The sequence below is a fragment of the Streptomyces sp. NPDC001410 genome, from assembly GCF_042895235.1.
Taxonomy (GTDB): Bacteria; Actinomycetota; Actinomycetes; order Streptomycetales; family Streptomycetaceae; genus Streptomyces.
Map to the genome: position 1 here is coordinate 137,856 of NZ_JBIAWE010000004.1, position 24,865 is coordinate 162,720.

The 24,865-nt window shown below is 69.9% G+C and carries 20 protein-coding genes; 3 read left to right on the forward strand and 17 right to left on the reverse strand.

What is annotated here, in order from left to right; all coding sequences use genetic code 11:
• Nucleotides 1–148: 148 nt before the first annotated feature.
• The 6 genes from ACFY3C_RS10025 to ACFY3C_RS10050 all read right to left on the reverse strand — a co-directional run bounded on the left by ACFY3C_RS10025 (nucleotide 149) and on the right by ACFY3C_RS10050 (nucleotide 6,740).
• Nucleotides 149–988 carry a shikimate dehydrogenase gene (locus ACFY3C_RS10025; RefSeq protein ID WP_390770433.1) on the reverse strand — a complete coding sequence of 280 codons (840 nt, stop codon included), beginning with the start codon at nucleotides 986–988 and terminating at the stop codon, nucleotides 149–151.
• A complete protein-coding gene (gene mltG, locus ACFY3C_RS10030; protein WP_390770434.1) occupies nucleotides 969–2,663 on the reverse strand; it encodes an endolytic transglycosylase MltG in 1,695 nt (564 codons plus the stop codon). Before mltG ends, ACFY3C_RS10025 begins: the two co-directional genes overlap by 20 nt.
• A 122-nt stretch (nucleotides 2,664–2,785) precedes the next feature.
• Nucleotides 2,786–3,250, reverse strand: coding sequence for a Holliday junction resolvase RuvX (gene ruvX, locus ACFY3C_RS10035; protein WP_389183106.1), 465 nt, complete (start codon nucleotides 3,248–3,250; stop codon nucleotides 2,786–2,788).
• A 25-nt stretch (nucleotides 3,251–3,275) separates the two neighbouring features.
• Nucleotides 3,276–5,948 (reverse strand): alanine--tRNA ligase, encoded by a 2,673-nt coding sequence (gene alaS, locus ACFY3C_RS10040; RefSeq protein ID WP_389183103.1) that lies wholly within the window; start codon nucleotides 5,946–5,948, stop codon nucleotides 3,276–3,278.
• Nucleotides 5,948–6,292 carry a hypothetical protein gene (locus ACFY3C_RS10045; protein WP_390770435.1) on the reverse strand — a complete coding sequence of 115 codons (345 nt, stop codon included), beginning with the start codon at nucleotides 6,290–6,292 and terminating at the stop codon, nucleotides 5,948–5,950. Before ACFY3C_RS10045 ends, alaS begins: the two co-directional genes overlap by 1 nt.
• Nucleotides 6,293–6,299: 7 nt before the next feature.
• The gene (locus ACFY3C_RS10050) at nucleotides 6,300–6,740 is read right to left on the reverse strand and encodes a DUF948 domain-containing protein (protein WP_094220724.1); all 441 of its coding nucleotides are present in this window, start codon (nucleotides 6,738–6,740) and stop codon (nucleotides 6,300–6,302) included.
• 165 nt (nucleotides 6,741–6,905) lie between these two features.
• On the opposite strand from ACFY3C_RS10050, the gene ACFY3C_RS10055 reads away from it, so the two are divergent.
• Nucleotides 6,906–9,080, forward strand: coding sequence for an ATP-binding protein (locus ACFY3C_RS10055; protein ID WP_390770436.1), 2,175 nt, complete (start codon nucleotides 6,906–6,908; stop codon nucleotides 9,078–9,080).
• A gap of 21 nt (nucleotides 9,081–9,101) precedes the next feature.
• On the opposite strand, the gene rpsD is transcribed toward ACFY3C_RS10055, so the two are convergent.
• The 5 genes from rpsD to ACFY3C_RS10080 all read right to left on the reverse strand — a co-directional run bounded on the left by rpsD (nucleotide 9,102) and on the right by ACFY3C_RS10080 (nucleotide 14,267).
• Nucleotides 9,102–9,716, reverse strand: coding sequence for a 30S ribosomal protein S4 (gene rpsD / locus ACFY3C_RS10060; RefSeq protein WP_020938857.1), 615 nt, complete (start codon nucleotides 9,714–9,716; stop codon nucleotides 9,102–9,104).
• A gap of 305 nt (nucleotides 9,717–10,021) precedes the next feature.
• The gene (locus tag ACFY3C_RS10065; protein WP_390770437.1) at nucleotides 10,022–11,377 is read right to left on the reverse strand and encodes a replication-associated recombination protein A; all 1,356 of its coding nucleotides are present in this window, start codon (nucleotides 11,375–11,377) and stop codon (nucleotides 10,022–10,024) included.
• 44 nt (nucleotides 11,378–11,421) lie between these two features.
• A complete protein-coding gene (locus ACFY3C_RS10070) occupies nucleotides 11,422–12,078 on the reverse strand; it encodes a vitamin K epoxide reductase family protein (protein ID WP_390770438.1) in 657 nt (218 codons plus the stop codon).
• Between the two features lie 205 nt (nucleotides 12,079–12,283).
• Nucleotides 12,284–13,546, reverse strand: coding sequence for a histidine--tRNA ligase (hisS, locus tag ACFY3C_RS10075; protein ID WP_390770439.1), 1,263 nt, complete (start codon nucleotides 13,544–13,546; stop codon nucleotides 12,284–12,286).
• A 13-nt stretch (nucleotides 13,547–13,559) separates the two neighbouring features.
• A complete protein-coding gene (locus ACFY3C_RS10080; protein ID WP_390770440.1) occupies nucleotides 13,560–14,267 on the reverse strand; it encodes an MBL fold metallo-hydrolase in 708 nt (235 codons plus the stop codon).
• A 179-nt stretch (nucleotides 14,268–14,446) separates the two neighbouring features.
• Between ACFY3C_RS10080 and ACFY3C_RS10085 the strand changes: the two genes are divergently transcribed.
• Nucleotides 14,447–15,271, forward strand: a complete 825-nt coding sequence (locus ACFY3C_RS10085) for a peptidylprolyl isomerase (RefSeq protein WP_390770441.1) — start codon at nucleotides 14,447–14,449, stop codon at nucleotides 15,269–15,271.
• A 154-nt stretch (nucleotides 15,272–15,425) separates the two neighbouring features.
• Nucleotides 15,426–16,655, forward strand: coding sequence for a DUF349 domain-containing protein (locus tag ACFY3C_RS10090; RefSeq protein WP_390770442.1), 1,230 nt, complete (start codon nucleotides 15,426–15,428; stop codon nucleotides 16,653–16,655).
• 76 nt (nucleotides 16,656–16,731) lie between these two features.
• Here the strand turns inward: ACFY3C_RS10090 and ACFY3C_RS10095 are convergent, their stop codons facing one another.
• The 6 genes from ACFY3C_RS10095 to ruvB form a co-directional block, all read right to left on the reverse strand.
• Entirely contained in the window at nucleotides 16,732–19,245 is a 2,514-nt protein-coding gene (locus ACFY3C_RS10095; RefSeq protein WP_386574856.1) for a RelA/SpoT family protein, read from the reverse strand.
• A gap of 261 nt (nucleotides 19,246–19,506) precedes the next feature.
• Nucleotides 19,507–20,046, reverse strand: coding sequence for an adenine phosphoribosyltransferase (locus tag ACFY3C_RS10100; protein ID WP_390770443.1), 540 nt, complete (start codon nucleotides 20,044–20,046; stop codon nucleotides 19,507–19,509).
• Complete coding sequence (gene secF / locus ACFY3C_RS10105; protein WP_390770444.1) at nucleotides 20,043–21,152, reverse strand: protein translocase subunit SecF; 1,110 nt, start codon at nucleotides 21,150–21,152, stop codon at nucleotides 20,043–20,045. The genes ACFY3C_RS10100 and secF overlap by 4 nt, the downstream gene beginning before the upstream one ends.
• A gap of 3 nt (nucleotides 21,153–21,155) precedes the next feature.
• Complete coding sequence (gene secD / locus ACFY3C_RS10110; protein ID WP_390770445.1) at nucleotides 21,156–22,937, reverse strand: protein translocase subunit SecD; 1,782 nt, start codon at nucleotides 22,935–22,937, stop codon at nucleotides 21,156–21,158.
• Between the two features lie 140 nt (nucleotides 22,938–23,077).
• Entirely contained in the window at nucleotides 23,078–23,584 is a 507-nt protein-coding gene (yajC, locus tag ACFY3C_RS10115) for a preprotein translocase subunit YajC (RefSeq protein ID WP_386574851.1), read from the reverse strand.
• A 178-nt stretch (nucleotides 23,585–23,762) separates the two neighbouring features.
• On the reverse strand, nucleotides 23,763–24,857 hold the full coding sequence (gene ruvB, locus ACFY3C_RS10120) for a Holliday junction branch migration DNA helicase RuvB (RefSeq protein ID WP_386574850.1): 1,095 nt from the start codon (nucleotides 24,855–24,857) through the stop codon (nucleotides 23,763–23,765).
• Between the last annotated feature and the right edge of the window lie 8 nt (nucleotides 24,858–24,865).

The window sequence follows — 24,865 nt, forward strand, 5'->3', positions numbered from 1 at the left end:
TGCCCTGCGTACGCACGTCCTCGCGTACGGCGACGGCGCCACCGGGTGCGCGACCCCGGTCCGCCACCTCCGATCCTCCCACGTCCGGGGGCGGTATCCGGCCGCTGGTCCAGCAGGCGGGACGCGGTGCCGGAACGGAGGCGGCCGTTCAGCGTGCGGCCAGCGCCTTCTCCCCCGCGTGCCGCATGGCCTCCAGGGGGGCCGGGGAGCGGCCGGTCATCTGCTCGACCTGGAGAACGGCCTGGTGGACCAGCAGGTCGAGGCCGCTGACGACGGCGCCGCCGAACATGGACCAGCGGGCCGCGAGGTCGGTGGGCCAGGGGTCGTAGAGCACGTCGAAGAGGGTGGCGGGGCGCTCGGGTACGGCGGTGGCGAGGGCGTCGGTGGTGCCGGCCGGGGTGGTGGCGATCACCAGGGGCGCCTTCAGGGCCTCCCGTGCGTCCGCCCAGTCCGCCGTACGGACGTCCACGTCGAGCCGTTCGCCCCACTGGCGCATCTCGGCGGCGCGAGCCTCGCTGCGGACGTAGGCGACGACCTCGCCGGTGCAGATCCGGGCGAGCGCGGCCAGCGCCGAGGAGGCCGTGGCGCCGGCGCCGAGGATCGCCGCGGAGTCGACCTCTTCGATGCCGTGCTCGCGCAGGGCGGCCACCATGCCCGGGATGTCGGTGTTGTCGCCGATGCGGCGGCCGTCCTCGGTGAAGACCACGGTGTTGACGGCGTCGACCGACGCGGCCGTCTCGCTGATCTCGTCCAGCAGCGGGATGACCGCCCGCTTCAGCGGCATGGTGAGCGACAGCCCCGCCCACTCCGGCCCGAGCTTCTCGATGAAGCCGGGCAGGTCGGCCTCGTCGATCTCGAAGCGGCCGTACGACCAGTCGGTGAGCCCGAGTGCGTCGTAGGCCGCCCGGTGCAGCACCGGGGAGAGGGAGTGGGCGATGGGCGAACCGAGTACGGCGGCCCGGCGGGCGTCAGTTGCCCGAGGAGGCATTGAACTTGTCCTTGAGCTTTTCGAAGTCTTCGTTTGTCTTGGCGAATTCGGTGTTGTTCACACCGTCGGTCGCCACGAAATACATCCAGCCGTCGTGCGTCGGATTCAGTGCCGCCTTCATCGCGTCCTCACCGGGGTTGCCGATCGGACCGGGCGGAAGACCCTTGTGGGTGTACGTGTTGTACGGGCTCCGGTTGCTGTTGATCTCCTTCTCGGAGATGTGGATGTTGCTCGTGCCCTTGAGGTAGTTGTACGTCGAGTCGAACTGGAGCAGCTGGTTCGTCTCGGTGTTGGTGGGCTTCAGACGGTTGTAGACCACTTCCGCCATCTTGCGGAAGTCGTCGTGCGTCTTGCCCTCGGCCTGGACCAGGCTCATGACCGTGACGAGCTGGAACGCGTTGTTCAGGCCCAGCTCCTTCGCCTTCGACGGCAGGTCGTAGGCGGCGTACCTCTCCTTGGCCTGGGTGACCATCTGCTTCAGGATCGCGTCGGGCTTCATACCCTTCGCGGCCGCATAGGTACCCGGGAACAGGAAGCCCTCCAGCGGGTCCTGGATCTCGCTGCTGTTCTGCGCCCAGCTCGGCAGACCGAACTTCTTGTACTCCTGCTTGGCGATCTTCCGGGTGGTGCCGGTGGACAGCTGGAGCTTCTTGTCGATCGACGCGTAGACACCCGCGTTGCGCTCGCCGGGCGTGACGATCACATTGTTCTGGCTCTTCGGGTCGAGCATCAGCTGCACGGCGCTGGCGGCGGACATGTGCTTCTCCAGCGTGTAGACGCCTTGCTGGAGCCCCTTGCCCTTGGGGTTCGCCTGCAGCGCGGAGACGAACGCGTCCGCGCTCTCGACGACGCCCGCCTCCCTCAGCTTCGCACCGATCTCCCAGCCGCCGGCGCCCTTCGGGATGGTGACCGTGACCTGTTCGCCGTTGCCGCTGCCCGCGTAGTCCGGGGCCGGGCCGAAACGATTTTGGTAGTACTTGTAGCCGAAGTAGCCGACCGTGCCGAGGCCGCCGCCGAAGACCAGGACGACCACCATGCAGGCGCAGCCGGTGCGCCGCTTCTTGCTCTTGACGGGTTTCTTGCCGCGCCGTTCGCCACGGCCGGACCGGCTGTCCGCCTCGTCGTCGACGTCGTCGTCATCGCCGCCTCCCGCGAAGAAAGCTTGCTCGCCCTGGTCCTCGCCCGGGTCCCAGCCGGTCTCGGGGTCCGGTTCCGGTTTCGCATCGGGACGCCTGCGGCTGGGCGGCACCGGCGGCGGGTAGGCGTCCTCGGTGCCGTAGAAGTCGGGCGCCTGCCCTCCGTAGGCCGCGGGCTGCTGGCCGTACGGGTCGCCGGGGTCGGGCGTGTAGGGCACCTGGCCGGGCGTGCCGGACGCGTCCCAGCTGCCCTGGTGCTGGTACTGCTGCGGGGTCTGCACCGCGTACTGCTGGTCCTGGCCGGCGTACTGCTGCTGGCCCTGCTGGTTGTAGTACTGGTACTGCTGCTGGTCGTACCCGGACTGCTGACCCTGGTTCCAGTCGCCGTGCTGCGGCTGCGGGTACTGCTGCTGTGGCTGGCCGCCGTAGGGGGACTGCCGGCCCACGTGGGCCTGCTGTCCTCCCCATCCGCCGTCCCCGTACAACGGGTCCTCCGGATGCCACGGTTCGGAGCCAGGGCCCCGGCCATACTCAGTCATCGATCCCCTAGAGCCGCGAGGCCGACGGTCGCATGGCCGGTGGACCGGCTTCCGTTCCGCCTCTTGCTGTGCGGCGGCTGTTCGAACACCGCCGCATCGCGCGGAACGTTACCGTATCGCGATCAGATGACCACTTCGACGCCCTCGCCGGGTGCTTTACCTGACACCCGTTCGGATTCCAGGGCCTGCTGCAGGATGATGACGGCTGCTGCCTGGTCGATGACGGCCCGGCCCTTCTTGGATTTCACCCCCGAGGCGCGCAGTCCCTGACTGGCCGTCACGGTCGTCATCCGCTCGTCCACCAGCCGGACCGGAACGGGCTGGATGCCCTTGGCGAGTTCCTGGGCGAAGGCCCGTACCTTCTGCGCGGCCGGGCCCTCGCCCCCCTTGAGGGAGCGAGGGAGTCCGACGACGACCTCGATCGGTTCGTACTCCTCCACCAGTTGACGCAACCGGCGGTGGGCGGCGGGGATGTCCCGCCCGGGGACGGTCTCGACCGGTGTGGCGAGGATCCCATCGGGGTCGCACGAGGCGACCCCGATCCGGGCGTCCCCGACGTCGATCGAGAGTCGGCGTCCTCTGCGCATTTCCGACCGTTTCCTTACTTCACTGTCACTTGGCGGTCTCGGTGACGAGCCGCTCGACGGCCTCCACGGCCTCGCCGACGGCGGCCGGGTTCTGGCCGCCGCCCTGGGCGACGTCCGGCTTGCCGCCACCGCCGCCGCCGAGCGTCTTGGCGGCGGTACGGACCAGGTCACCGGCCTTGAGACCGCGCTCGCGGGCGGCCTCGTTGGTGGCGATGACGGTCAGCGGCTTGCCGTTGTTGACCGTGAACAGGGCGACCACGGCGGCCCGGCCGCCCTGGATGCGGCCGCGCACGTCGAGGACCAGCTTGCGCAGGTCGTCCGGGGTCGTACCGTCCGGCACCTGACCGGTGACGACGGCCACACCGCGCACGTCCTTGGCGGACTCGGCAAGACCGGCGGCAGCCTGCAGCACCTTCTCGGCGCGGAACTTCTCGATCTCCTTCTCGGCGTCCTTCAGCTTGCCGAGCATCGCGGAGACCTTCTCCGGCAGTTCCTCCGAGCGGCCCTTGAGCAGCTCGGTCAGCTGGTTGACGACCGTGTGCTCACGGGCCAGGAAGTTGTAGGCGTCGACGCCGACGAGGGCCTCGATACGACGGACACCCGAGCCGATCGACGACTCGCCGAGCAGCTTCACCAGGCCCAGCTGGGCGGTGTTGTGCACGTGCGTGCCGCCGCACAGCTCCTTGGAGAAGTCGCCGATGGTCACGACGCGGACGCGCTCGCCGTACTTCTCGCCGAACTCGGCGATGGCGCCCTGCTTCCTGGCCTCGTCGATGCCCATGACCTCGGCGTGCACGTCGAGGTCGCGGGCGAGCACCTCGTTGATCTTCTGCTCGACGTCGGTCATCACGGCCGTCGGGACGGCGGACGGGGAGCCGAAGTCGAAGCGGAAGCGGCCGGGCTGGTTCTCGGAACCGGCCTGGGCGGCCGTCGGGCCGAGGGCGTCGCGCAGGGCCTGGTGGGTCAGGTGGGTGGCCGAGTGGGCGCGGGCGATGGCCTTGCGGCGAAGGGTGTTGATCGAGGCGTGGGCCTTGGCGCCGACGGTGACCTCGCCGACCTGGACGACGCCCTTGTGGACGTACACGCCCGGGACCGGCTTCTGGCAGTCGCGGATCTCGATCACGGCACCGGAGTCGACCTTGATCCGGCCGGTGTCGCCGATCTGGCCGCCGCCCTCGGCGTAGAACGGGGTGCGGTCGAGGACGACCTCGACCTCGTCGCCCTCGGTGGCGGCCGGGGAGGAGACACCGTCGACCAGGAGGCCGACGATCGTGGACTCGCCCTCGGTGTCGCTGTAGCCGATGAAGTCGGTCTCGCCGGCGGAGTCGGCGATCTCGCGGTAGGCGCCCATGTCGGCGTGGCCGGTCTTCTTGGCCTGGGCGTCGGCCTTGGCGCGCTCCCGCTGCTCCTTCATCAGGCGGCGGAAGCCGTCCTCGTCCACGGACAGCCCCTGCTCGGCGGCCATCTCGAGGGTGAGGTCGATCGGGAAGCCCCAGGTGTCGTGGAGCAGGAACGCCTTGTCGCCGGGCAGGATCGTGGAGCCGGCCTGCTTGGTCTCGGTGACGGCGGTGTCGAGGATGTTGGTGCCGGCCTTCAGCGTCTTCAGGAAGGCGTTCTCCTCGGCGAGGGCGACCTTCTCGATGCGCTCGCGGTCGGTGACCAGCTCCGGGTACTGCTGGCCCATCATGCCGATGACGACCTCGATCAGATCCTTGACGACCGGACCGGTGGCGCCCAGCAGACGCATGTTGCGGATGGCGCGGCGCATGATGCGGCGCAGGACGTAGCCGCGGCCCTCGTTGCCGGGGGTGACGCCGTCGCCGATGAGCATCGTGGCCGTGCGCATGTGGTCGGTGACCACGCGCAGGGACACGTCCGAGCCGTGGGCGTCGCCGTAGCGCACCCCGGTCAGCTCGGTGGCCTTGTCGATGACGGCCATGGAGGTGTCGATCTCGTACATGTTCTGCACGCCCTGCAGAATCATGGCGAGCCGCTCCAGGCCGAGGCCCGTGTCGATGTTCTTGCTCGGCAGGTCCCCGAGGATCTCGAAGTTGTCCTTGCCGATGCCCTCGCCCCGCTCGTACTGCATGAAGACGAGGTTCCAGATCTCCACGTACCGCTCGTCGTTGACGGCGGGGCCGCCCTCGACACCGAACTCGGGGCCGCGGTCGTAGTTGATCTCGGAGCAGGGGCCGCAGGGGCCGGGGACGCCCATGGACCAGAAGTTGTCCTTCATGCCCAGGCGCTGGATGCGCTCCTTGGGCACGCCGACGACCTCGTGCCAGATCTGCTCGGCCTCGTCGTCGTCCTGGTAGACGGTGATCCACAGGCGCTCGGGGTCGAGGCCGTAACCGCCCTTGTCCTGGGCGCTGGTGAGCAGCTCCCAGGCGAGCTTGATGGCGCCTTCCTTGAAGTAGTCGCCGAAGGAGAAGTTGCCGCACATCTGGAAGAACGTGCCGTGGCGCGTGGTCTTGCCGACCTCTTCGATGTCGGGCGTGCGCACGCACTTCTGCACGCTGGTGGCGCGCGGGAACGGCGGCTTGACCTCACCCAGGAAGTAGGGCTTGAAGGGCACCATGCCGGCGGGGACGAGGAGCAGAGTCGGGTCGTCCGCGATGAGCGACGCCGAAGGGACGACGGTGTGCCCGCGCTCCTCGAAGAAGCTCAGCCAGCGGCGGCGAATCTCGGCCGACTCCATCAGTGGTCCTCATTCCGGTTGTACGAGTGCATCGGGGCTTCGATGTACTTCGGGTTGTCGCTGTTCTCGATGGCGGTGTACCGCCGAGGTGCGGGGAGTTCGGGGCTCTCCTGGATACCCAGCGCCTCCCCCAGCTCGGCCTCCCGCTGCGCCATGTTGTCGCGGACGTCGAGCGCGAAGCCGACCGCGCGGTCCTTCAGGCGCTGACCGGTCTCCAGGGCCTTGTTGGCCGCGGTCGCGGCGAGGCTCTCGGGGGTCAGTTGCTTCAGCTTGCGGTTGACCTTGGTGGTGGCCCACACACCGGCGGCGACACCCGTGGTGAACCAGAACGTACGGCGGAACATCGCTCGGTCAGTCCTTCTTTCCCCGGTTGCTCCGCTTACGTGCCGCCGGGACCGTACGGCCCACGATCACGGTACGCCTGGGCTCCTTGGCGGGCACGTTCTCCTTGCGGCCGCCGATCGCCCGGCGCACGCCGTAGCCGAAGGCCGCGACCTTGACCAGCGGGCCGCCGAAGGTGGAGGCGACGGTGGTCGAGAGCGCGGAGGCGTTCGACGTGACCTCCTGGACGTCGGAGGCGATCGCGTCGACCCGGTCGATCTGGGTCTGCGCGGAGCGCACCGCGGCGGAGGCGTCGGCGAGCAGCGGGACGGCCTGGTCGGTCACGTCCGCCACGAGCTTGGTGGTCGCCTTGAGCGTCTGGGCCAGCCTCGCCAGTGCGACGGCGAGGAAGGAGACCAGGATCGCCCAGAAGACGGCCACCAGGATCCCGGCCACCTCTCCACCGGACACTGTGCGCACCCGCTCCCTGAAACGTGCCTGATGAACATCGAAAAAGTCGTGCACCGAGCCTATCGCGCCACAGGTGGGGCTCCGTACCGGATTACGGTCGGCGGATGGCGGAGTTGCGGGAAGCGATTGTACGGAATGAACACGGTTCAGTACGCTCCGTGTCCCATGCGAGGTCCTCAGCGCCCCGGCCCCTGCACGGGCGGCGATCTGCCCCTTGAACTCACCGCTTTCGTCGGGCGCTCGGCCGAACTCGCCGAGCTGGCCGAGGCGATGGAGGCGGCCCGGCTGGTGACGGTGACCGGGGTCGGTGGCGTGGGCAAGTCCCGGCTGGCCGCACGGGCGGCGGCCCGGTCGGCGCCGCGAGGGGAGCCGCGAGCCTGGGCGAGGGTCGAGCTGGCGCCGGTTCGGGATCCGCAGTTCGTGGAGTACGCGGTCGTGGAGGCGCTGGGGCTGACCGACCACACCACCCGGTCACCCCGGGAGACCCTGCTCGGCCGTCTCGCCGGCCGCCGGTTCCTGCTGGTGCTGGACGGGTTCGAGCATCTGGTGGCGGCCTGCGCCGACCTGGCGTCCGAGCTGCTGCGCAAGCTGCCGGAGCTGCGGGTGCTGGCCGTGGGACGGCGTCCGCTGGGGCTGACCGGCGAGCGGCTGTTCCCGCTGGCCCCGCTGGCCGAGGACGAGGCGGTCGAGCTGTTCACGGACCGGGCCCGGCAGCACGGGCCGGTGACGGGCGACGGCCCGGTGGTGCGGGAGCTGTGCCGCCGGCTGGAGGGGATCCCGCTGGCTCTGGAGCTGGCCGCGGGGCGGCTGCGGGTGCTGTCCCCGGCGCAGCTGCTGGAGCGGCTGGACGACCGGTTCCGGCTGCTGACCGGCGGCGGCCGGGACGCTCTCCCCCGCCACCAGACGCTGCGCACGGCGATCGGCTGGAGCCATGAGCTGTGCACCCCGGCCGAGCGGCTGCTGTGGGCGCGGCTCTCGGTGTTCGCGCCGACCTTCGACCTGGAGGCGGCCGAGTACGTGTGCAGCGGGGACGGGCTGGACGCCGAGGACGTCCTGGACGTGCTGGCGGAGCTGCTCGCGCAGTCGGTCCTCTCCCGCGAGGAGACCCCGACGGGCCCCCGCTACCGGATGCTGGACACGGTCCGGGCCTACGGCGCCGACTGGCTGGAGGCGACGGGGGACGCGGTACGGCTGCGGCGGCGGCACCGTGACTGGTACCTGGGCCTGGCGACCTGGTGCGAGCTGGAGTGGTTCTCGCCCCGGCAGCGCGAGGTGGCCGCGCGGGTCGAGGTCGAGCTGCCGAACCTGCGCACCGCCCTGGAGTTCTGTCTGACCGAACCGGACGAGGCGCATCTGGGGCAGTACCTGGCGGGCTCGCTGTGGTTCTGCTGGGCGGGCTGCGGGCGGCTGTCGGAGGGGCGGCGCTGGCTGCAGCGCAGCGTGGAGCTGGAGTCGGAGTACGAGCAGTCCCGGCTGAAGGCGCTGTGGGTGCTCGGCTATGTCGCGATCCTGCAGGGCGACACCGTGCCGGCGCTGGCCGCGCTGCAGGAGTGCCGGGTGCAGGCGGAGCGGGTCGCGGACCTGACGGCGGTGGCGTACGCGGAGCACCGCACCGGCTGTCTGGCCCTGGTCACGGATGACATGGCGCGCGCAGAAACGCTGCTGCGCTCGGCCCTCGACCGCTACCAGGAGATCGGCGAGCTGAACAGCAACGTCCTGATGGCTCAGGTGGAACTGGCGATGGCGCGGGCGTTCCAGGGGGACCTGGCGGACGCGGTGCGGCTGTGCGAGGACGTGCGCCGGGTGTGCGAGGACCACGGCGAGCGCTGGGCGCGGTCGTACGCGCTGTACGTGCTGGCCTACGCGGCCTGGCGGGACGGGGATCCGGCCGGCGCGCGGGAGCTGCTCGCGGACTGTCTGGACAACGCGCACGCCTTCCGCGATCTGCTGGGCTCGATGCTGTCCCTGGAACTGCTCGCCCTGGTGACGGCGGCCCAGGGCGACCCGGCCGAGGCGGCGGTCCTGCAGGGCGCCGCGGGCCGGATGTGGCCGTCGGTGGGGCTGCCGCTGTTCGGCTCGGCCTACTTCAACGCCCCGCACGAGCTGTGCGAGGCGACGGCCCGGCAGGCGCTCGGCGACGAGCGTTACGAGGAGTGCGTGCGCGAGGGAGCGCGGCTGGACGGGGACGCGACCGTGGCGCGGGCGCTGGGGGGCGGCGGTGTACGGCCGCTGGAGGCGCTGCCCGCGCCGCGCGGACCGGTGTCGCACGCCCTCGGTGACGACGGGAAACGCGAACCCGCCGCCTCGCCCACCCGGAAGGGTGGGGAGACGGCGGGCTGAGGTGCTGCGCCGGGGCTGGGATCAGCGGGCGTAGTACTCGACGACGAGCTGCTCGTCGCAGATCACCGGGATCTCCTTGCGGTTCGGCTCGCGGTCCAGGCGGAACGCCAGGGCCTTGAGGTTCACCTGCAGGTAGCGCGGGGTCTCACCGTCGGGGGCGAAGCCACCCTCACGGGCGATCTGGAAGAGCGTCTTGTCCTTGGAGCGGTCGCGGACCTGCACGACGTCGTCCGGACGGACACGGAAGGACGGCTTGTCGACCTTCTGGCCGTTGACCTGGATGTGGCCGTGGACGACCATCTGGCGGGCCTGGTAGATCGTGCGGGCGATGCCCGAACGCAGGACCAGCGCGTCGAGACGACGCTCCAGCTCGACGATCAGGGCCTCACCGGTCTTGCCCTGGACCTTGGACGCACGCTCGTAGGCGCGGACCAGCTGGCGCTCGGAGATGTCGTACTGAGCGCGCAGGCGCTGCTTCTCGAGCAGACGGACCTTGTAGTCCGAGTTCTGCTTGCGGCCGCGGCCGTGCTCACCCGGCGGGTAGGGGCGGGCCTCGAAGTACTTGACGGCCTTCGGGGTCAGCGCGATGCCGAGGGCACGCGACTTCTTGACCTTGGGGCGGGACTGGTTCGCCACTGTCTTTTGTCTCTTTCCTAGTTTTCGGCTTGTCAGAGTTGAGGGAGGTCGCATCCGCAGCCGGGGAAACCCGCCGGGTCCGCATCGGACCTGCCGGGCAGCCGCTCCCCTGGTCTGGGCACATACGTGCAGCACGCGAGTGGCCCACCGACCTCTCCCGGGGCTCCGGGTGGTGGTGGGCTGCCCGCGACACCGTTCGACGGTGCGCGACGCTCCTGGAGTCAGTCCCGAAGGACTGGGTCTCCGGCCGGCTGTCCCGCTCTGACTGCGCGGGACTCAGCACTTCGAGCGATTCTACAGGGCGCTCAGGACCGCTTGCGACCGAGGTGCTTGCGGGTCCATTCGACGGCGTCCGCGTACCGGGCCTCGGCGCCGTGCCGGGTCGGTGTGTAGTACTCGCGGTCCTTGAGGGCGTCCGGGGCGTACTGCTGCGGGGCGATGCCCTCGGGCAGGTCGTGCGGGTACACGTACCCCTGCGCGTGGCCGAGCTTGGCCGCGCCCTTGTAGTGCCCGTCCCGCAGGTGCGGCGGGACGGCTCCGGCCAGGCCCTTGCGTACGTCCTCCATGGCGGCGCCGATCGCGGTGGTCGCGGCGTTGGACTTGGGGGCGAGCGCGAGGGCGATGGTGGCGTGGCTGAGGGTGAGGGCGGCCTCGGGGAAGCCGATCATGGCGACGGCCTGGGCGGCGGCGACCGCGATGGGCAGAGCGCCCGGGTCAGCCAGGCCGATGTCCTCGCTGGCGGAGATCATCAGGCGGCGGGCGATGAAGCGGGGGTCCTCACCGGCCTCGATCATGCGGGCCAGGTAGTGCAGGGCGGCATCGACGTCGGAGCCGCGGATCGACTTGATGAGGGCGCTGGCGACGTCGTAGTGCTGGTCGCCGTCGCGGTCGTACTTCACCGCGGCCCGGTCGACGGTCTGCTCCAGGGTCTGGAGGCTGATCTCCGTCTCGCCCTGGTCCAGGGCGGCCCCGGCGGCGGCCTCCAGGGCGGTCAGGGCGCGGCGGGCGTCACCGCCGGCGATGCGCAGGAGGTGGTCCTCGGTGTCCTCCGGGAGCGAGACGGCCGCCTTGAGGCCGCGCTCGTCCGTCAGCGCCCGCTTCAGGAGTCCGCGGATGTCGTCGTCGGTGAGGGGTTCGAGGGTGAGGAGGAGGGAGCGGGACAGCAGCGGGGAGATGACGGAGAAGTACGGGTTCTCCGTGGTCGCGGCGATCAGGGTCACCCAGCGGTTCTCGACCGCGGGGAGCAGGGAGTCCTGCTGGGCCTTGCTGAAGCGGTGGATCTCGTCCAGGAAGAGGACGGTCTCCTTGCCGAAGCCGCCGGTGGCGCGGCGGGCTCCGTCGATGACCGAGCGGACCTCCTTGACGCCCGCGGTGATCGCCGACAGCTCCACGAACCGCTTGTCGGTGGCCTTGGAGACGACGTAGGCGAGGGTCGTCTTGCCGATGCCGGGCGGGCCCCAGAGGATCACCGAGGACGGTCCGGCCGGGCTGCCGTTGCCGTCGCCGACCAGTCTGCGCAGCGGGGATCCCGGCTTGAGCAGGTGCTGCTGGCCCACCACCTCGTCGAGGGTGCGCGGGCGCATGCGGACCGCCAGGGGGCTGCCGGCCGGGTCCTTCTCCTGGCGTTCCTCTGCTGCGGCGGTGAACAGGTCGGCTTCCACGTGGGAAACCCTATGTCACTGCACTGACAATCCGGCCGGGGATGTCAGCTGGTCCAGAAGTCCCACCAGCGGGTCAGGATCAGCATGCCGATGATCCCGACGTGCAGGACCGGCACGACCCAGGTGAACTCGCCGAAGAAGGACTTCAGCCAGCACGGGGCGGGCAGGAAGTCGTTGCGGATGTTGAACGAGGTCACGTACCAGAACATGATGATCGTCGCGACCCAGGCCAGCGAGCACCACAGGCACAGCGCGTTGATCCGGTACAGCGACTGGAACATCAGCCAGGCGCAGAAGCTCACGCCGAAGAGCGTGCCGAAGTTGAAGGTGAGCCAGTACCAGCGCGGGAAACGGGCGCGGGCCAGCAGGCTCATGCCGACGCAGATGACGATGCCGTAGCAGACCAGGCCGAGCATCGGGTTGGGGAAGCCGAAGGCGGCGGCCTGCTTGCTCTCCATGACGCTGCCGCAGGAGACGACCGGGTTGAGGCTGCACCCTGGGGTGAACGTCTTGCCCGCGACCTTGGCTTCCAGCAGCTTGAACTTGTCGATCGTGATGACCCAGGCGGCGAGCAGTCCGGCGGCGCCGGTGATCACCAGCAGCAGGGCGAAGGCGCGGCTGCCGCCCACCGTGCCGGGTGCGTCGACGGCACGCTCGGGTCCGGGCTCCGTGGAGACGTCTTTGACTGTCGTCTTGCTCATCACGCCGATTCCGTCACTTGAGAGTTGGACCATCTTCGGGCACCGGACATTGTGCCGCACACACCTGGGTGCGCACCGTTCGCTCCGCATAAGGATGTACGTACGACCGGTCCCCTCTGTTCGGTTCCGGACAGCGCCCGTGCCCGACGACGACAAAGGCGCCGGACGCCCCCAGGGAGCATCCGGCGCCCGCGCGCGCGTGCGGTTAACCCAGCCGCGACCGCAGCTCGGCCACGATGTCGTTCACGCCGACCGCCGTCTGCTCGCCGGACTCCATGTCCTTGAGCTGGACGACGCCCTCGGCGAGGTCGCGCTCGCCGGCGACGATCGCGTAGCGGGCCCCGCTGCGGTTGGCGTTCTTCATGGCGCCCTTCAGGCCCTTGCCGCCGTAGGAGAAGTCCGCGGCGACACCGGCCCTGCGCAGCTCGGTGACCTTCGCGAACAGGACCCGGCGGGCCTCCTCGCCGAGCGGCACCGCGTAGACGCTGGTCGCCGACGGGATGTCCAGCTCGACACCCTCGGCCTCCAGGGCGAGGACCGTGCGGTCGACGCCGAGGGCCCAGCCGACGGACGGCAGCGCGGGGCCGCCGATCATCTCGGACAGGCCGTCGTAGCGGCCGCCGCCGCCCACCGCTGACTGGGAGCCCAGACCGTCGTGCACGAACTCGAAGGTGGTGCGGGTGTAGTAGTCCAGGCCGCGGACCAGCTTCGGGTCGTCCTCGTAGGACACGCCCGCCGCGGAGATCAGCTCGCGGACCTCCTCGTGGTACGCCTTGCACGCGTCGCACAGGTAGTCACGCAGGAGCGGGGCGCCGCCGAGCTGCTTCTGGACCGACTCCCGCTTGTCGTCGAGCACGCGCAGCGGGTTGATCTCGGTGCGGCGCTGCGTGTCCTCGTCGAGGTCCAGGCCGCGCAGGAAGTCCTGCAGTGCGGCCCGGTAGACCGGACGGCACTCCTTGTCGCCCAGGCTGTTCAGCAGGATGCGGAAGTTACTGAGGCCCAGGGAGCGGTACGCCTGGTCGGCGAGGATGATCAGCTCGGCGTCCAGCGCCGGGTCCTCGGCACCGATCGCCTCGGCGCCGACCTGGGAGAAGTGCCTGTAACGGCCCTTCTGGGGGCGCTCGTAGCGGTAGTACGAGCCGGAGTACCAGAGCTTGACCGGGAGGTTGCCCGCCTTGTGCAGGTTGGCCTCCAGGGCCGCGCGCAGGACGGACGCGGTGCCCTCCGGACGCAGGGCCAGCTTGTCGCCGCCCTTGGTCTCGAAGGCGTACATCTCCTTGGTGACGATGTCGGTGGACTCACCCACACCGCGTGCGAAGAGTTCGACGCTCTCGAAGCCGGGAGTCTCGATGTAGCCGTAGCCGGAGTTGCGCAGCGGGGCGGCGATCGCCTCGCGGACCGCCAGGTACTTGGCGGAGTCCGGCGGAATCAGGTCGTACGTGCCCTTGGGGGCCTGAAAGGTGCTCACGGAAGCTCTCTCGTCACATTCCTCGTCGGGGAGCCTGGAAGGCTCCCTGGCCGGCCGCCACCTGCCGCAGATAGGGGTTGGTGGCGCGCTCCTGGCCGATGGTCGTCTGGGGGCCGTGGCCGGACAGCACCACGGTGGAGTCCTCGAGCGGCAGGCACACGCGGGCCAGCGAGTCGAGCATGTCCTCCATGGAGCCACCCGGAAGATCGGTGCGTCCGACGGAGCCGGCGAACAGCAGATCCCCGGAGAAGAAGACCGAAGGAATGTCCGCGGTCTCGGGCATCTGGAAGGTCACCGACCCCTTGGTATGGCCCGGTGCGTGCGCGACGGAGAACTCCATCCCGGCGAGCGCGAGCCTCGCGCCGTCGGTCAGCTCCTTGACGTCGTCCGGCTCCCCCACGGTCAGCTCGCCCATCAGCGGCATGCCGATGGACCGGCCGAGCGCCTTCTCGGGGTCGCTCATCATGTACCGGTCCTCGGGGTGGATCCAGGCCGGTACGTCGTGCGCGCCGCACACGGGGACGACCGAGGCCACATGATCGATGTGGCCGTGGGTGAGGACGACGGCGACGGGCTTGAGCCGATGCTTCTTCAGCGCTTCCTCGACGCCCTGGGCGGCCTGGTGGCCCGGGTCGATGATCACGCACTCCTCACCGGCGGCGGGGGCGACGAGATAACAGTTCGTCCCCCAGGCCCCGGCGGGGAACCCGGCAATGAGCACGATCGTCCTTCGTTGTGTCGATACGGGAGGGCTTACGGGCGGGCGGCCCGTGGTCCAGAGCCTACCGGCGCTGCCGTTTCCTCAGCGAACCCATATACGGTACGGGGCTACACGCAGCTGTCGGCTCACAGGTCGCACGCGTACCGGTCGACACACGACACGCATGAGGAGAGAACCCGGTGGTCAGCCAGGAGCAGCGGCGGCGTCAGCTCGCCCGGGAGAAGTTCTTGCGGCAGCAGCAGCGACGCACCAGCGCGCGGCGCAAGGCGAATATGCGCAACTCCGTGATCGCGTCCGTGCTGGGCGTGGTCGTGATCGGCAGTGTCGCGCTGTACACGACCGGTGTGCTCAAGAACGACGACGACAAGAAGACCAACGCGAGCGCCGACGTCACGCCGAGCGCCGCGCCGACCAGCAAGGCGCCGGACCCCTGCGAGAAGCCGGCCGCGGGCTCCATCGAAAAGGAGACCTGGAAGAACGAGCCGGCGATGTCGATCGACACGTCGGCGAAGTACACGATGAAGCTCGCGACGACGTGCGGTGACATCAACATCGCGCTGAAGACGTCGGCCGCGCCGCACACCGTGAACTCGTTCGACTTCCTGGCGGGCAAGGGCTTCTTCGACCACACCAAGTGCCACCGCCTGACCACGAACGGCATCTACGTGCTGCAGTGCGGCGACCCGACGGGCGTCGGCAGCGGCGGCCCGGGCTACACGATCCCGGACGAGAACCTGAAGGACGCGAGCCTGAAGGGCAACAAGTACCCGGCGGGCACGGTGGCGATGGCCAACACCGGCCAGAAGCACACCGGCGGCAGCCAGTTCTTCCTCGTCTACAAGGACAGCCCGCTGCCGCCCAGCTACACGCCGTTCGGCACCATCGACGCGGCGGGCCTGAAGGTGCTGGACAAGATCGCGGCCGCGGGCGAGAACACGGGTGCCGGTGACGGCGCCCCGAACGCTACGGTCGTGATCAACAAGGCGACGGTCACCAAGTCCTGACGCCGAACCGGCGCTCAACACGGCCAACTGCGGAATTTCGGTCGCGCTGGATGCGGACAGGCAACCCGCTGGTCGCCTATGTTGGCCGTGACGAAACTGTGGACGATGCCCGGGGGCACCGAGGCCCCCGCGGGCATCATGTGGAGGAGGCGCTGTGAGCAGCGACCCGTGGGGCCGCGTCGACGAGACGGGGACCGTGTACGTGCGTACGGCCGACGGCGAGCAGGTCGTCGGTTCCTGGGCGGCCGGCTCCCCTGAGGAGGCGCTTGCCTACTTCGAGCGCAAGTACGAGGGCCTGGTTGTCGAGATCGGCCTCCTCGAGAAGCGAGTGCAGACGACGGACCTGTCGGCGAAGGACGCCCAGACCGCGATCGACCACCTGCGTGAGCAGGTGGACGCGCATCACGCGGTGGGCGACCTGGAGGCGCTGAAGGCCCGTCTCGACAAGCTCGTGGCGACGGTCGAGGCGCGGCGCGAGGAGCGCAAGGTCCAGCGGGCCAAGCAGTCCGACGAGGCCCGCAAGGCCAAGGAGGACCTGGTCACCGAGGCCGAGCAGCTGGCGCAGTCCGACCAGTGGCGGGCCGCCGGTGAGCGGCTGCGGGCGCTGGTGGACACCTGGAAGGGGCTGCCGCGGCTGGACCGCAAGTCCGACGACGAGCTGTGGCACCGCTTCTCGCACGCCCGGTCGGCGTTCTCCAAGCGTCGCAAGGGCCACTTCGCGCAGCTGGACGCGCAGCGCGAGGAGGCGCGCAAGACCAAGGAGCGGCTGGTCGCCGAGGCCGAGTCGCTGTCCGCTTCGACGGACTGGGGTCCGACGGCGGCGCGCTACCGCGAGCTGATGGCGGAGTGGAAGGCCGCGGGCCGCGCCCAGCGCGAGCACGAGGACGACCTGTGGAACCGCTTCCGCGGCGCCCAGGACGTGTTCTTCGCCGCCCGCAGCTCGGTCTTCGCCGAGCGGGACGCCGAGCAGGCGGAGAACCTGAAGCTCAAGGAGGAGCTGGCCGAGGAGGCCGAGAAGATCCTCCCGGTCACGGACCTCAAGGCCGCCCGGGCCGCCTTCCGCTCGGTCAACGAGCGCTGGGAGGCCATCGGTCACGTCCCGCGGGACGCGCGGCCGAAGGTCGAGGGCCGGATGCAATCGGTCGAGCGGGCCATCCAGGAGGCCGAGGAGGCCGAGTGGCGCCGGACCAACCCGGAGGCACGCGCGCGTGCCGAGGGGCTGACCGGTCAGCTGCAGGCCGCCGTGGACAAGCTGCGGGCGCAGATCGAGCAGGCGCGCGCCCAGGGCAACAACTCCAAGGCCGACAAGCTGGAGCGTGAGCTGGAGGGCCGTCAGGCGCTCCTGGACCAGGCTCTGAAGGGCCTGCAGGAGTTCGGCGGCTGATCCCCGCTGCGCACCGAGGAAGGGCCCCGTACGTGGCGTACGGGGCCCTTCCTCGTGTGTGGGTGTCCTACGACCCCTACGACCGGCTGCGCGCCGAGGTCACGCGGTAGACGTCGTACACGCCCTCCACGCCCCGTACGGCCTTCAGGACGTGGCCGAGGTGCTTCGGGTCGCCCATCTCGAAGGTGAAGCGGGAGGTGGCCACGCGGTCGCGGGAGGTCTGGACGGCCGCGGAGAGGATGTTGACGTGCTGGTCGGACAGGACGCGGGTGACGTCCGACAGCAGACGGGAGCGGTCCAGGGCCTCGACCTGGATGGCGACCAGGAAGACCGAGGACTGGGTGGGCGCCCACTCGACGTCGAGGATGCGCTCCGGCTCACGGGACAGTGACTCCACGTTGACGCAGTCGCTGCGGTGAACCGATACACCGCTGCCCCGGGTGACGAAGCCGATGATCGGGTCGCCGGGTACGGGCGTGCAACAGCGGGCCAGCTTGACCCACACGTCGTCGACGCCCTTGACCACGACGCCGGGGTCGGCGCTGGAGCGGCGCTTGCGACCGCGGGTGCGGGTCGGCGGGACGGCCTCGTCGATCTCCTCGGTGGCCGCCTCCTCGCCGCCGAGCGCCGAGACCAGCTTCTGCACGATGTTCTGTGCGGAGACGTGGCCCTCGCCGATGGCCGCGTACAGCGCGGAGATGTCGGAGTAGCGCATCTCGTGCGCGAGCGTGACGAGGGAGTCACCGGTGAGGATGCGCTGGATCGGCAGGTTCTGCTTGCGCATGGCGCGGACGATGGCGTCCTTGCCCTGCTCGATCGCCTCGTCGCGGCGCTCCTTGGAGAACCAGGCCCGGATCTTGTTGCGGGCGCGCGGCGACTTGACGAACCCGAGCCAGTCGCGGGACGGACCCGCGCCGGGCGCCTTGGAGGTGAAGACCTCCACCAAGTCGCCGTTGTCCAGGGTGGATTCGAGCGGTACGAGCCTGCCGTTGACCCGCGCTCCTATGGTGCGGTGGCCGACCTCGGTGTGCACGGCGTACGCGAAGTCGACCGGGGTGGCGCCGGCCGGGAGCGCTATGACGTCGCCCTTGGGCGTGAAGACGAAGACCTCGTTGCGGGACAGGTCGAAGCGCAGGGACTCCAGGAACTCGCCGGGGTCCTCGGTCTCCTTCTGCCAGTCGAGCAACTGGCGCAGCCACGCCATGTCGTTGAGGTGGTCGTCCTTGCCCTTGCCCGCCTTGGGCACATCGGTGCGGACCTTGGAGGCGCCGGCGACGGCCTCCTGCTTGTACTTCCAGTGCGCGGCGATGCCGTACTCGGCGCGGCGGTGCATGTCGAAGGTGCGGATCTGCAGTTCGACGGGCTTGCCGTTGGGTCCGATGACGGTCGTGTGCAGCGACTGGTACATGTTGAACTTGGGCATCGCGATGTAGTCCTTGAACCGGCCGGGGACCGGGTTCCATCGCGCGTGCACGGTGCCGAGGGCGGCGTAGCAGTCCCTGACCGTGTCGACCAGGACACGGATGCCCACCAGGTCGTAGATCTCCGCGAAGTCGCGGCCGCGGACGATCATCTTCTGGTAGACGCTGTAGTAGTGCTTCGGGCGTCCGGTGACGGTCGCCTTGATGCGGGCGGCGCGCAGGTCGGCCTGGACCTCGTCGGTCACTATGGCCAGGTATTCGTCACGCTTCGGTGCCCTCTCGGCCACCAGCCGGACGATCTCGTCGTACATCTTGGGGTAGAGGATCGCGAACGCGAGGTCCTCCAGCTCCCACTTGATGGTGTTCATGCCCAGGCGGTGGGCGAGGGGCGCGTAGATCTCCAGCGTCTCGCGCGCCTTCTTCTCCTGCTTCTCGCGCTTGAGGTAGCGCATGGTGCGCATGTTGTGCAGGCGGTCGGCGAGCTTGATCACCAGGACCCGGGGGTCCTTGGCCATCGCCACGACCATCTTGCGCACGGTCTCGGCCTGTGCGGCCTCGCCGAACTTGACCTTGTCCAGCTTGGTGACGCCGTCCACCAGGAGGGCGACGACGTCGCCGAAGTCACGGCGCAGGTCGTCCAGGCCGTACTCGGTGTCCTCGACGGTGTCGTGCAGCAGGCCCGCCATGAGGGTGGCCGGGTCCATGCCCAGCTCGGCGAGGATGGTGGTGACGGCGAGCGGATGCGTGATGTACGGGTCGCCGCTCTTGCGCTTCTGCCCCCGGTGCCAGCGCTCGGCGACCTGGTAGGCACGCTCGATCTGCCGGAGCGTCGCGTTCTCGATCTTCGGGTCGTTGCTGCGCACTATCCGCAGCAGCGGCTCCAGCACCGGGTTGTACGGATTCGCGCGCTGGACACCGAGACGGGCGAGGCGGGCGCGAACACGGTTGGAGGAGCCGGTGCGGGCGGGCTGGTTGGTGGCCGGGCGTCCGGGCGGGGCCGGTTTGGGGCGGGCCACTTCGGCAGCCTTCTCCACGGGCGCGGACTGGGCGTGCTCGACCGCCCCGCGGGTATCGTTCTTCGCGTGCGACACGTTCGGCGCGGGCTTGGCCGCGGGTGCCGAGGCGGGCTCGGGCTTGGCGGCGGTCAGTGGCTGGGCCTCGTCTGGCAAGAGGGCTCCTCGTGCGCGATCCGGGTCCCCCGGTCAGGCTCCGGAGACAACATGGTAGCGATCCTGCGCCTAGTCATCGCCTTCAGGCGGATGTGAGGACCGTCTACCCCTTGAAACGCAAGTGACGGGCGCGGGATTCCGGGAGGTGGCTTCGAGGTGATTTCCCGGCATGCGGTGTGTGTCCCGCACCGGAACGGCGACGGCCGCCCCGGTGGTGCCGGAGCGGCCGTGGAGCACAGGTGCTCGGTTCCGTCAGACCTGTCAGATCTGGAGCAGCGCCTCCAGGGGTGCCCCGTTCAGCGCGGGCTCCAGACGGGCGCGCCCGTCCAGGAAGCCCAGCTCCATGAGCACCGCGAGGCCGGAGACCTCGGCGCCCGCCCGGTGGATGAGCTGGATCGCGGCCTCGGCGGTGCCACCGGTCGCGAGGACGTCGTCCACGATCAGCACACGGTCGCCGGAGGACAGGTCCTCCGCGTGCACCTCGATCTCCGCGGAGCCGTACTCCAGGTCGTACGCCTGGCGCAGGGTCGCCCCGGGGAGCTTGCCCGCCTTGCGTACGGGGATGAAGCCGAGGCCCGCGCGGACCGCGACCGGGGCGCCCAGGATGAAGCCCCGGGCCTCCAGGCCGACGACCTTGGTCGCGCCGGTGTTGGAGGCGATCTCGGCCAGCGCGTCCGTGAGGGCCGTGAAGGCGGCCGGGTCCGCCAGGAGCGGGGTGATGTCCTTGAACATCACGCCCGGCTCCGGGTAGTCCGCCACGTCACGGATGCGGCTGAGCAGCAGTTCCCTGATGTCAGTCATCGGCGCTTCCCGGAGGGCCGGCCGCGGCCCGACCTGCGGGACGACGGCTGGTTGCGCGGACCCACCACGGCGGGAGCGGCGTCCTCGGGCTCGTCACCGGCGGCGGACCGCGCGTCCGCGAAGCCCTCCTCGGCGGCGGCCTGGGCGCGCTTGGCCAGGACCCGCTTGCGGAGCGCCTTCATCGCCGGCTCGCGCTCCTTGAGGTCGGCGACGAGCGGCGTGGCGATGAAGATCGAGGAGTACGCACCGGCCGCGAGGCCGACGAACAGCGACAGCGAGATGTCGTTCAGCGTGCCGGCTCCGAGGAAGCCGCCACCGATGAACAGCAGGCCCGCCACCGGCAGCAGCGCGACCACGGTGGTGTTGATGGAGCGGACCAGCGTGCCGTTGATCGACCGGTTGGCGATGTCGCTGTACGTCCAGCGGGTCTGCTTGGTGATGTCCTTCGTCTGCTCCTTGAGGCTGTCGAAGACGACGACCGTGTCGTAGAGCGAGTAACCGAGGATCGTCAGCAGACCGATGACCGTACCGGGCGTGACCTCGAAGCCGACCAGGGCGTAGATACCCGTCGTGATGGTGATGTCGTGGATCAGCGCGATGAGGGCCGCGACGGCCATGCGCCACTCGAAGGCGATCGCCAGGTAGATCACCACGAGCACCATGAAGATCGCCAGGCCCTCCCAGGCCTTGTTGGCGATCTGCTCGCCCCAGCTGGGGCCGACCAGGTCGGCGTTCAGCTTCTCGGGGTTGAGGCTCAGGTCCTTGGCCAGCGTCTGCTTGATCTGGTCGGACTTGTCGGTGTCGATGCCCGCGATCTGGATGCGCAGGCTGCCGTTGCCGAGCTTCTGTACGACCGCTTCCTGGCCGGAGGCGGACTTCGCGTACTCCTCCGCCTGCGCGACCGACGTGCTCATCTTCGTCGGCGTGGTGAAGACCGCGCCGCCCTGGAACTCGATGCCCATGTTCAGGCCGCGCACCGCCAGGCCGAGGATGGCCGTGATGGTGATCAGGATGGAGATGCCGTACCAGATCTTGCGCTTGCCGATGAAGTCGTAGCTGATCTCGCCGCGGTGCAGTCGAGCGCCGAGGTTGCCGAGTTTCGACATGGCTCAGGCCTCCTTCGGGTCGACAGAGCCGGCGGCAGGACCGGCGGGACGGCGGGTGCGGCGCAGAGGCGGCTTGGCACCCAGGCTCTTCGGGTCGAGTCCGGACCACTTGTGGCCGTCCGCGAAGAACTTGCGGCGGGCGAGCAGAGTCATCAGCGGCTTGGTGAAGAAGAAGACGACGACCACGTCGAGCACGGTGGTCAGGCCGAGCGTGAACGCGAAGCCCTGCACCTTGCCGACAGTCACGATGAACAGCACCGCAGCGGCGAGGAACGACACGAAGTCGGAGACGAGGATCGTGCGCCGGGCGCGCGGCCAGGCCCGCTCGACGGCGGGGCGCAGCGAGCGGCCCTCGCGGATCTCGTCCCGGATGCGTTCGAAGTACACGATGAACGAGTCCGCGGTGATACCGATGGCGACGATGGCACCACAGACGGCCGGCAGGTTCAGCGCGAAGCCGATGGCCGGGCCGAGCAGCGACATGATCACGTAGGTGAGCATCGCGGAGACCAGCAGGGACGCCATGGCCACGATCGACAGACCGCGGTAGTAGGCGACCAGGTAGATCACGACCAGAGCGAGGCCGATCGCGCCCGCGAGCAGACCGGCGTGCAGCTGCTCACCACCGAGCGCGGCGGTCACCGTGGTGACGGTCTCCTCCTTGAACGACAGCGGCAGCGCGCCGTACGACAGCATGTTGGCGAGGCTCTGCGCCTCCTGCTGCGTGAAGCTGCCGGAGATCTCCGCCTGGCCACCCGAGATGGCCGTCTGCACGAACGGGCTGGAGACGACCTCGCCGTCGAGGACGATGCCGAACTCGTTCTGCGGGGTCTGGTTCTTGGCCAGCTCGGCGGTGATGTCCGCGAACTTCTTCGACCCGCTGGAGGTGAAGGTCATCTGGACCTGCCAGCCGGCGGCACCCTGGGTGTCGATCACGGCCTGGGCCTTCTTCACCTCGGTGCCGTCCACGGCGGCCGGGCCGAGCAGGTACTTGTACCAGACGTTCTTGTTCTCACCGCAGGCAACGGTGGGCTCGCCGGGCTTGGCGTTCGTACCGGCCTTGGCGCGCTGGGCGGGCTTGGAGCAGTCCAGCGCGGCGTACTGCGCCTGGAGCTTGGTGGCCTCGGCGGTGCCACCGGAGGACGACGCGGACGGGCTCGGCGACGACGTGGCGCTCGGGGAGCCGGAGGACGACGGCGTGGCGTCGGCCTTCAGGGCGTCGGTGACGGCGCGGCCCTGCGAGGTGGCGGTGGCCGTCGGCGTCGGGGACCCGGAGGAGGACGAGGACGCCTTCTCCTTGGCGGAGGCGCTGCTCGACGGGCTCGGCGAGCCGCTGCCGCTGCCGCTGGGGGACGCGCTCGGCGAGGGGCTCGCGGCCGATCCCGTGGGCTCGCTGGCGAGCACCGGGCGGAAGTACAGCTTGGCGGTGGTGCCGACCTGCTGCTGGGCCTGCTTGGAGTTGGTGCCCTTGGGGATGTTCACGATGATGTGATCGGTCCCCTGGGTCTGCACCTCCGCCTCGGAGACGCCCAGGCCGTTGACACGGCGGTTCATGATGTCGACCGCGGTGTCCATGTTGGCCTTGTTGATCGCGGACCCCTGGTCGGCCTTCGCCTTGAGCGTGATGCTCGTACCACCGGCGAGGTCGATGCCAAGACGCGGAGTCTTGTTCCCGGAGGCGAACATCCCTCCGGTCATAGCCACGATGGCGATCAGGATGAGGGCCAGCGAGCGCCCTGGCTTGCTCTGGGCGCTCGCGCTCCGGCCCTTCTTAGGTGCTGCCACCTTCTCGTACTCCCTCTCGGGCCGCCCCGCGCCCGGTCGGCGCGGTCGGCCATGACATGGTGTCGGGCTCCCGTGCGGAAAACAGACGCGTCCGGGGTGCTCGGGGTGCGGTCAGGCCGCGCCCCGCACCCCGGACGTGACTACTTCGCGTCGGTGTCGCCGTCGGTCTTCTTCGGCTCTTCGTCCGCCTCGGCCTCGGCGGCCTCGGGGGCCTCGTCGGCCTTGTCCTCGGCGGCGTCCTTCTTACCGAGGTCGACGGCCTTGTCGTCGGAGGCGGCGGCAGCGGCGTCGGCAGACTCGTCGGTCTCGGTGAGGGAGGAGGCGTCGTCCGGGACGATGGCGGCGTCGGACTTCAGGTCGTGCTCGATGCCGTGGACGATGCGGTTGTACTCGTCGTCCGAGAGGACGGCGCCGATCGCGTTCTTGGCGAAGAGGAGGTCCACGCCGGGGCCGGCGTCGAGGAGGACGGTGTCCTCATTGACCTCCTTGACCGTCGCGTACATCCCCCCGATGGTGCGGACACCGGAGCCGGGCTGCATCTCGTTCCGCATGTTGGCGGCCTGCTGCTGCTTCTTCTTGGCCGAGCGCGTCATCAGGAACATGGCCGCGATGAGCACGATGAAGGGGAGAAGGGTAAAGGCATTCACGGGACGGAATTTCCTTCGCGCGACCGCGCGGTGAGCGGCCTGATGGATGGGGGTGTTGGTCGGCGCCACCCGCAAGGGCGGCATCGGCGGAGTCTAAGCGAGTCCGCGTGCATGGAACAACGCTCAGCATGGCACCTGGGTTCCTGCCCCCGCCATTGCCCTCGCCGTCACGAAGCCGTCACGCCCCGAACAGGTCCTGTTGTCCGTTTCCCCCGGCCGACGAGCGGGGCGGGGTCAGTCCGAGGTGCGCCCAGGCCGCGGGAGTGGCGACCCGGCCCCGTGGGGTGCGGGCCAGCAGACCCTCTCTGACCAGGAACGGTTCGGCGACCTCCTCGACGGTCTCGCGCTCCTCCCCCACCGCGACGGCGAGCGTGGACAGGCCCACCGGACCGCCGCCGAACAGCTTCAGCAGCGCCTCCAGGACGGCCCGGTCGAGGCGGTCGAGGCCGCGCGCGTCGACCTCGTAGACGGCGAGGGCGGCCGCGGAGATCTCGCGGGTGATCACGCCGTCGGCCTTGACCTGCGCGTAGTCGCGTACGCGGCGCAGCAGGCGGTTGGCGATGCGGGGCGTGCCGCGGGAGCGGCCGGCGATCTCGGCGGCGCCGTTCGGGTCGATCTCGACGTCGAGCAGGTGCGCCGAGCGGTGCACGACGCGCTCCAGCTCGGCGGGCTCGTAGAACTCCATGTGCGCGGTGAAGCCGAAGCGGTCGCGCAGCGGGGGCGGCAGCAGGCCGGCGCGCGTGGTGGCGCCGACCAGTGTGAACGGGGGCAGCTCCAGGGGGATGGCGGTGGCGCCGGGACCCTTGCCGACGATGACGTCGACGCGGAAGTCCTCCATGGCCATGTACAGCATCTCCTCGGCGGGCCGGGACATGCGGTGGATCTCGTCCAGGAAGAGGACCTCGCCCTCCTGGAGGGAGGAGAGGATCGCGGCGAGGTCGCCGGCGTGCTGGATGGCGGGGCCGGAGGTGATGCGGATGGGGGCGCCCATCTCGGCCGCGATGATCATCGACAGGGTGGTCTTGCCCAGGCCGGGCGCGCCGGAGAGCAGCACGTGGTCGGCGGTCGCCCCCCGCGCGCGTGCGGCGCGCAGGACCAGGTCGAGCTGCTCGCGCACCTTCTCCTGGCCGATGAACTCGCCGAGGTCCTTGGGGCGCAGGGCGGCCTCGACGGCCTGGTCCTCGCGGTCGGCGACAGAGCCCACCAGCCGCTCCGCGGCGGGGCCGACGAGCTGCTCCTCGGCAGCGCCGTCGGTCGTGTCGTCCCAGTTCATGTGATGTG

Coding starts and splice junctions, on each gene's coding strand:
- ACFY3C_RS10025 (WP_390770433.1), bottom strand. CDS start 988: ATGCCTCCTCGGGCAACTGACGCCCGCCGGGCCGCCGTACTCGGTTCG.
- mltG (WP_390770434.1), bottom strand. CDS start 2,663: ATGACTGAGTATGGCCGGGGCCCTGGCTCCGAACCGTGGCATCCGGAG.
- ruvX (WP_389183106.1), bottom strand. CDS start 3,250: ATGCGCAGAGGACGCCGACTCTCGATCGACGTCGGGGACGCCCGGATC.
- alaS (WP_389183103.1), bottom strand. CDS start 5,948: ATGGAGTCGGCCGAGATTCGCCGCCGCTGGCTGAGCTTCTTCGAGGAG.
- ACFY3C_RS10045 (WP_390770435.1), bottom strand. CDS start 6,292: ATGTTCCGCCGTACGTTCTGGTTCACCACGGGTGTCGCCGCCGGTGTG.
- ACFY3C_RS10055 (WP_390770436.1), top strand. CDS start 6,906: ATGCGAGGTCCTCAGCGCCCCGGCCCCTGCACGGGCGGCGATCTGCCC.
- ACFY3C_RS10070 (WP_390770438.1), bottom strand. CDS start 12,078: ATGAGCAAGACGACAGTCAAAGACGTCTCCACGGAGCCCGGACCCGAG.
- ACFY3C_RS10100 (WP_390770443.1), bottom strand. CDS start 20,046: ATGACTGACATCAGGGAACTGCTGCTCAGCCGCATCCGTGACGTGGCG.
- secF (WP_390770444.1), bottom strand. CDS start 21,152: ATGTCGAAACTCGGCAACCTCGGCGCTCGACTGCACCGCGGCGAGATC.
- ruvB (WP_386574850.1), bottom strand. CDS start 24,857: ATGAACTGGGACGACACGACCGACGGCGCTGCCGAGGAGCAGCTCGTC.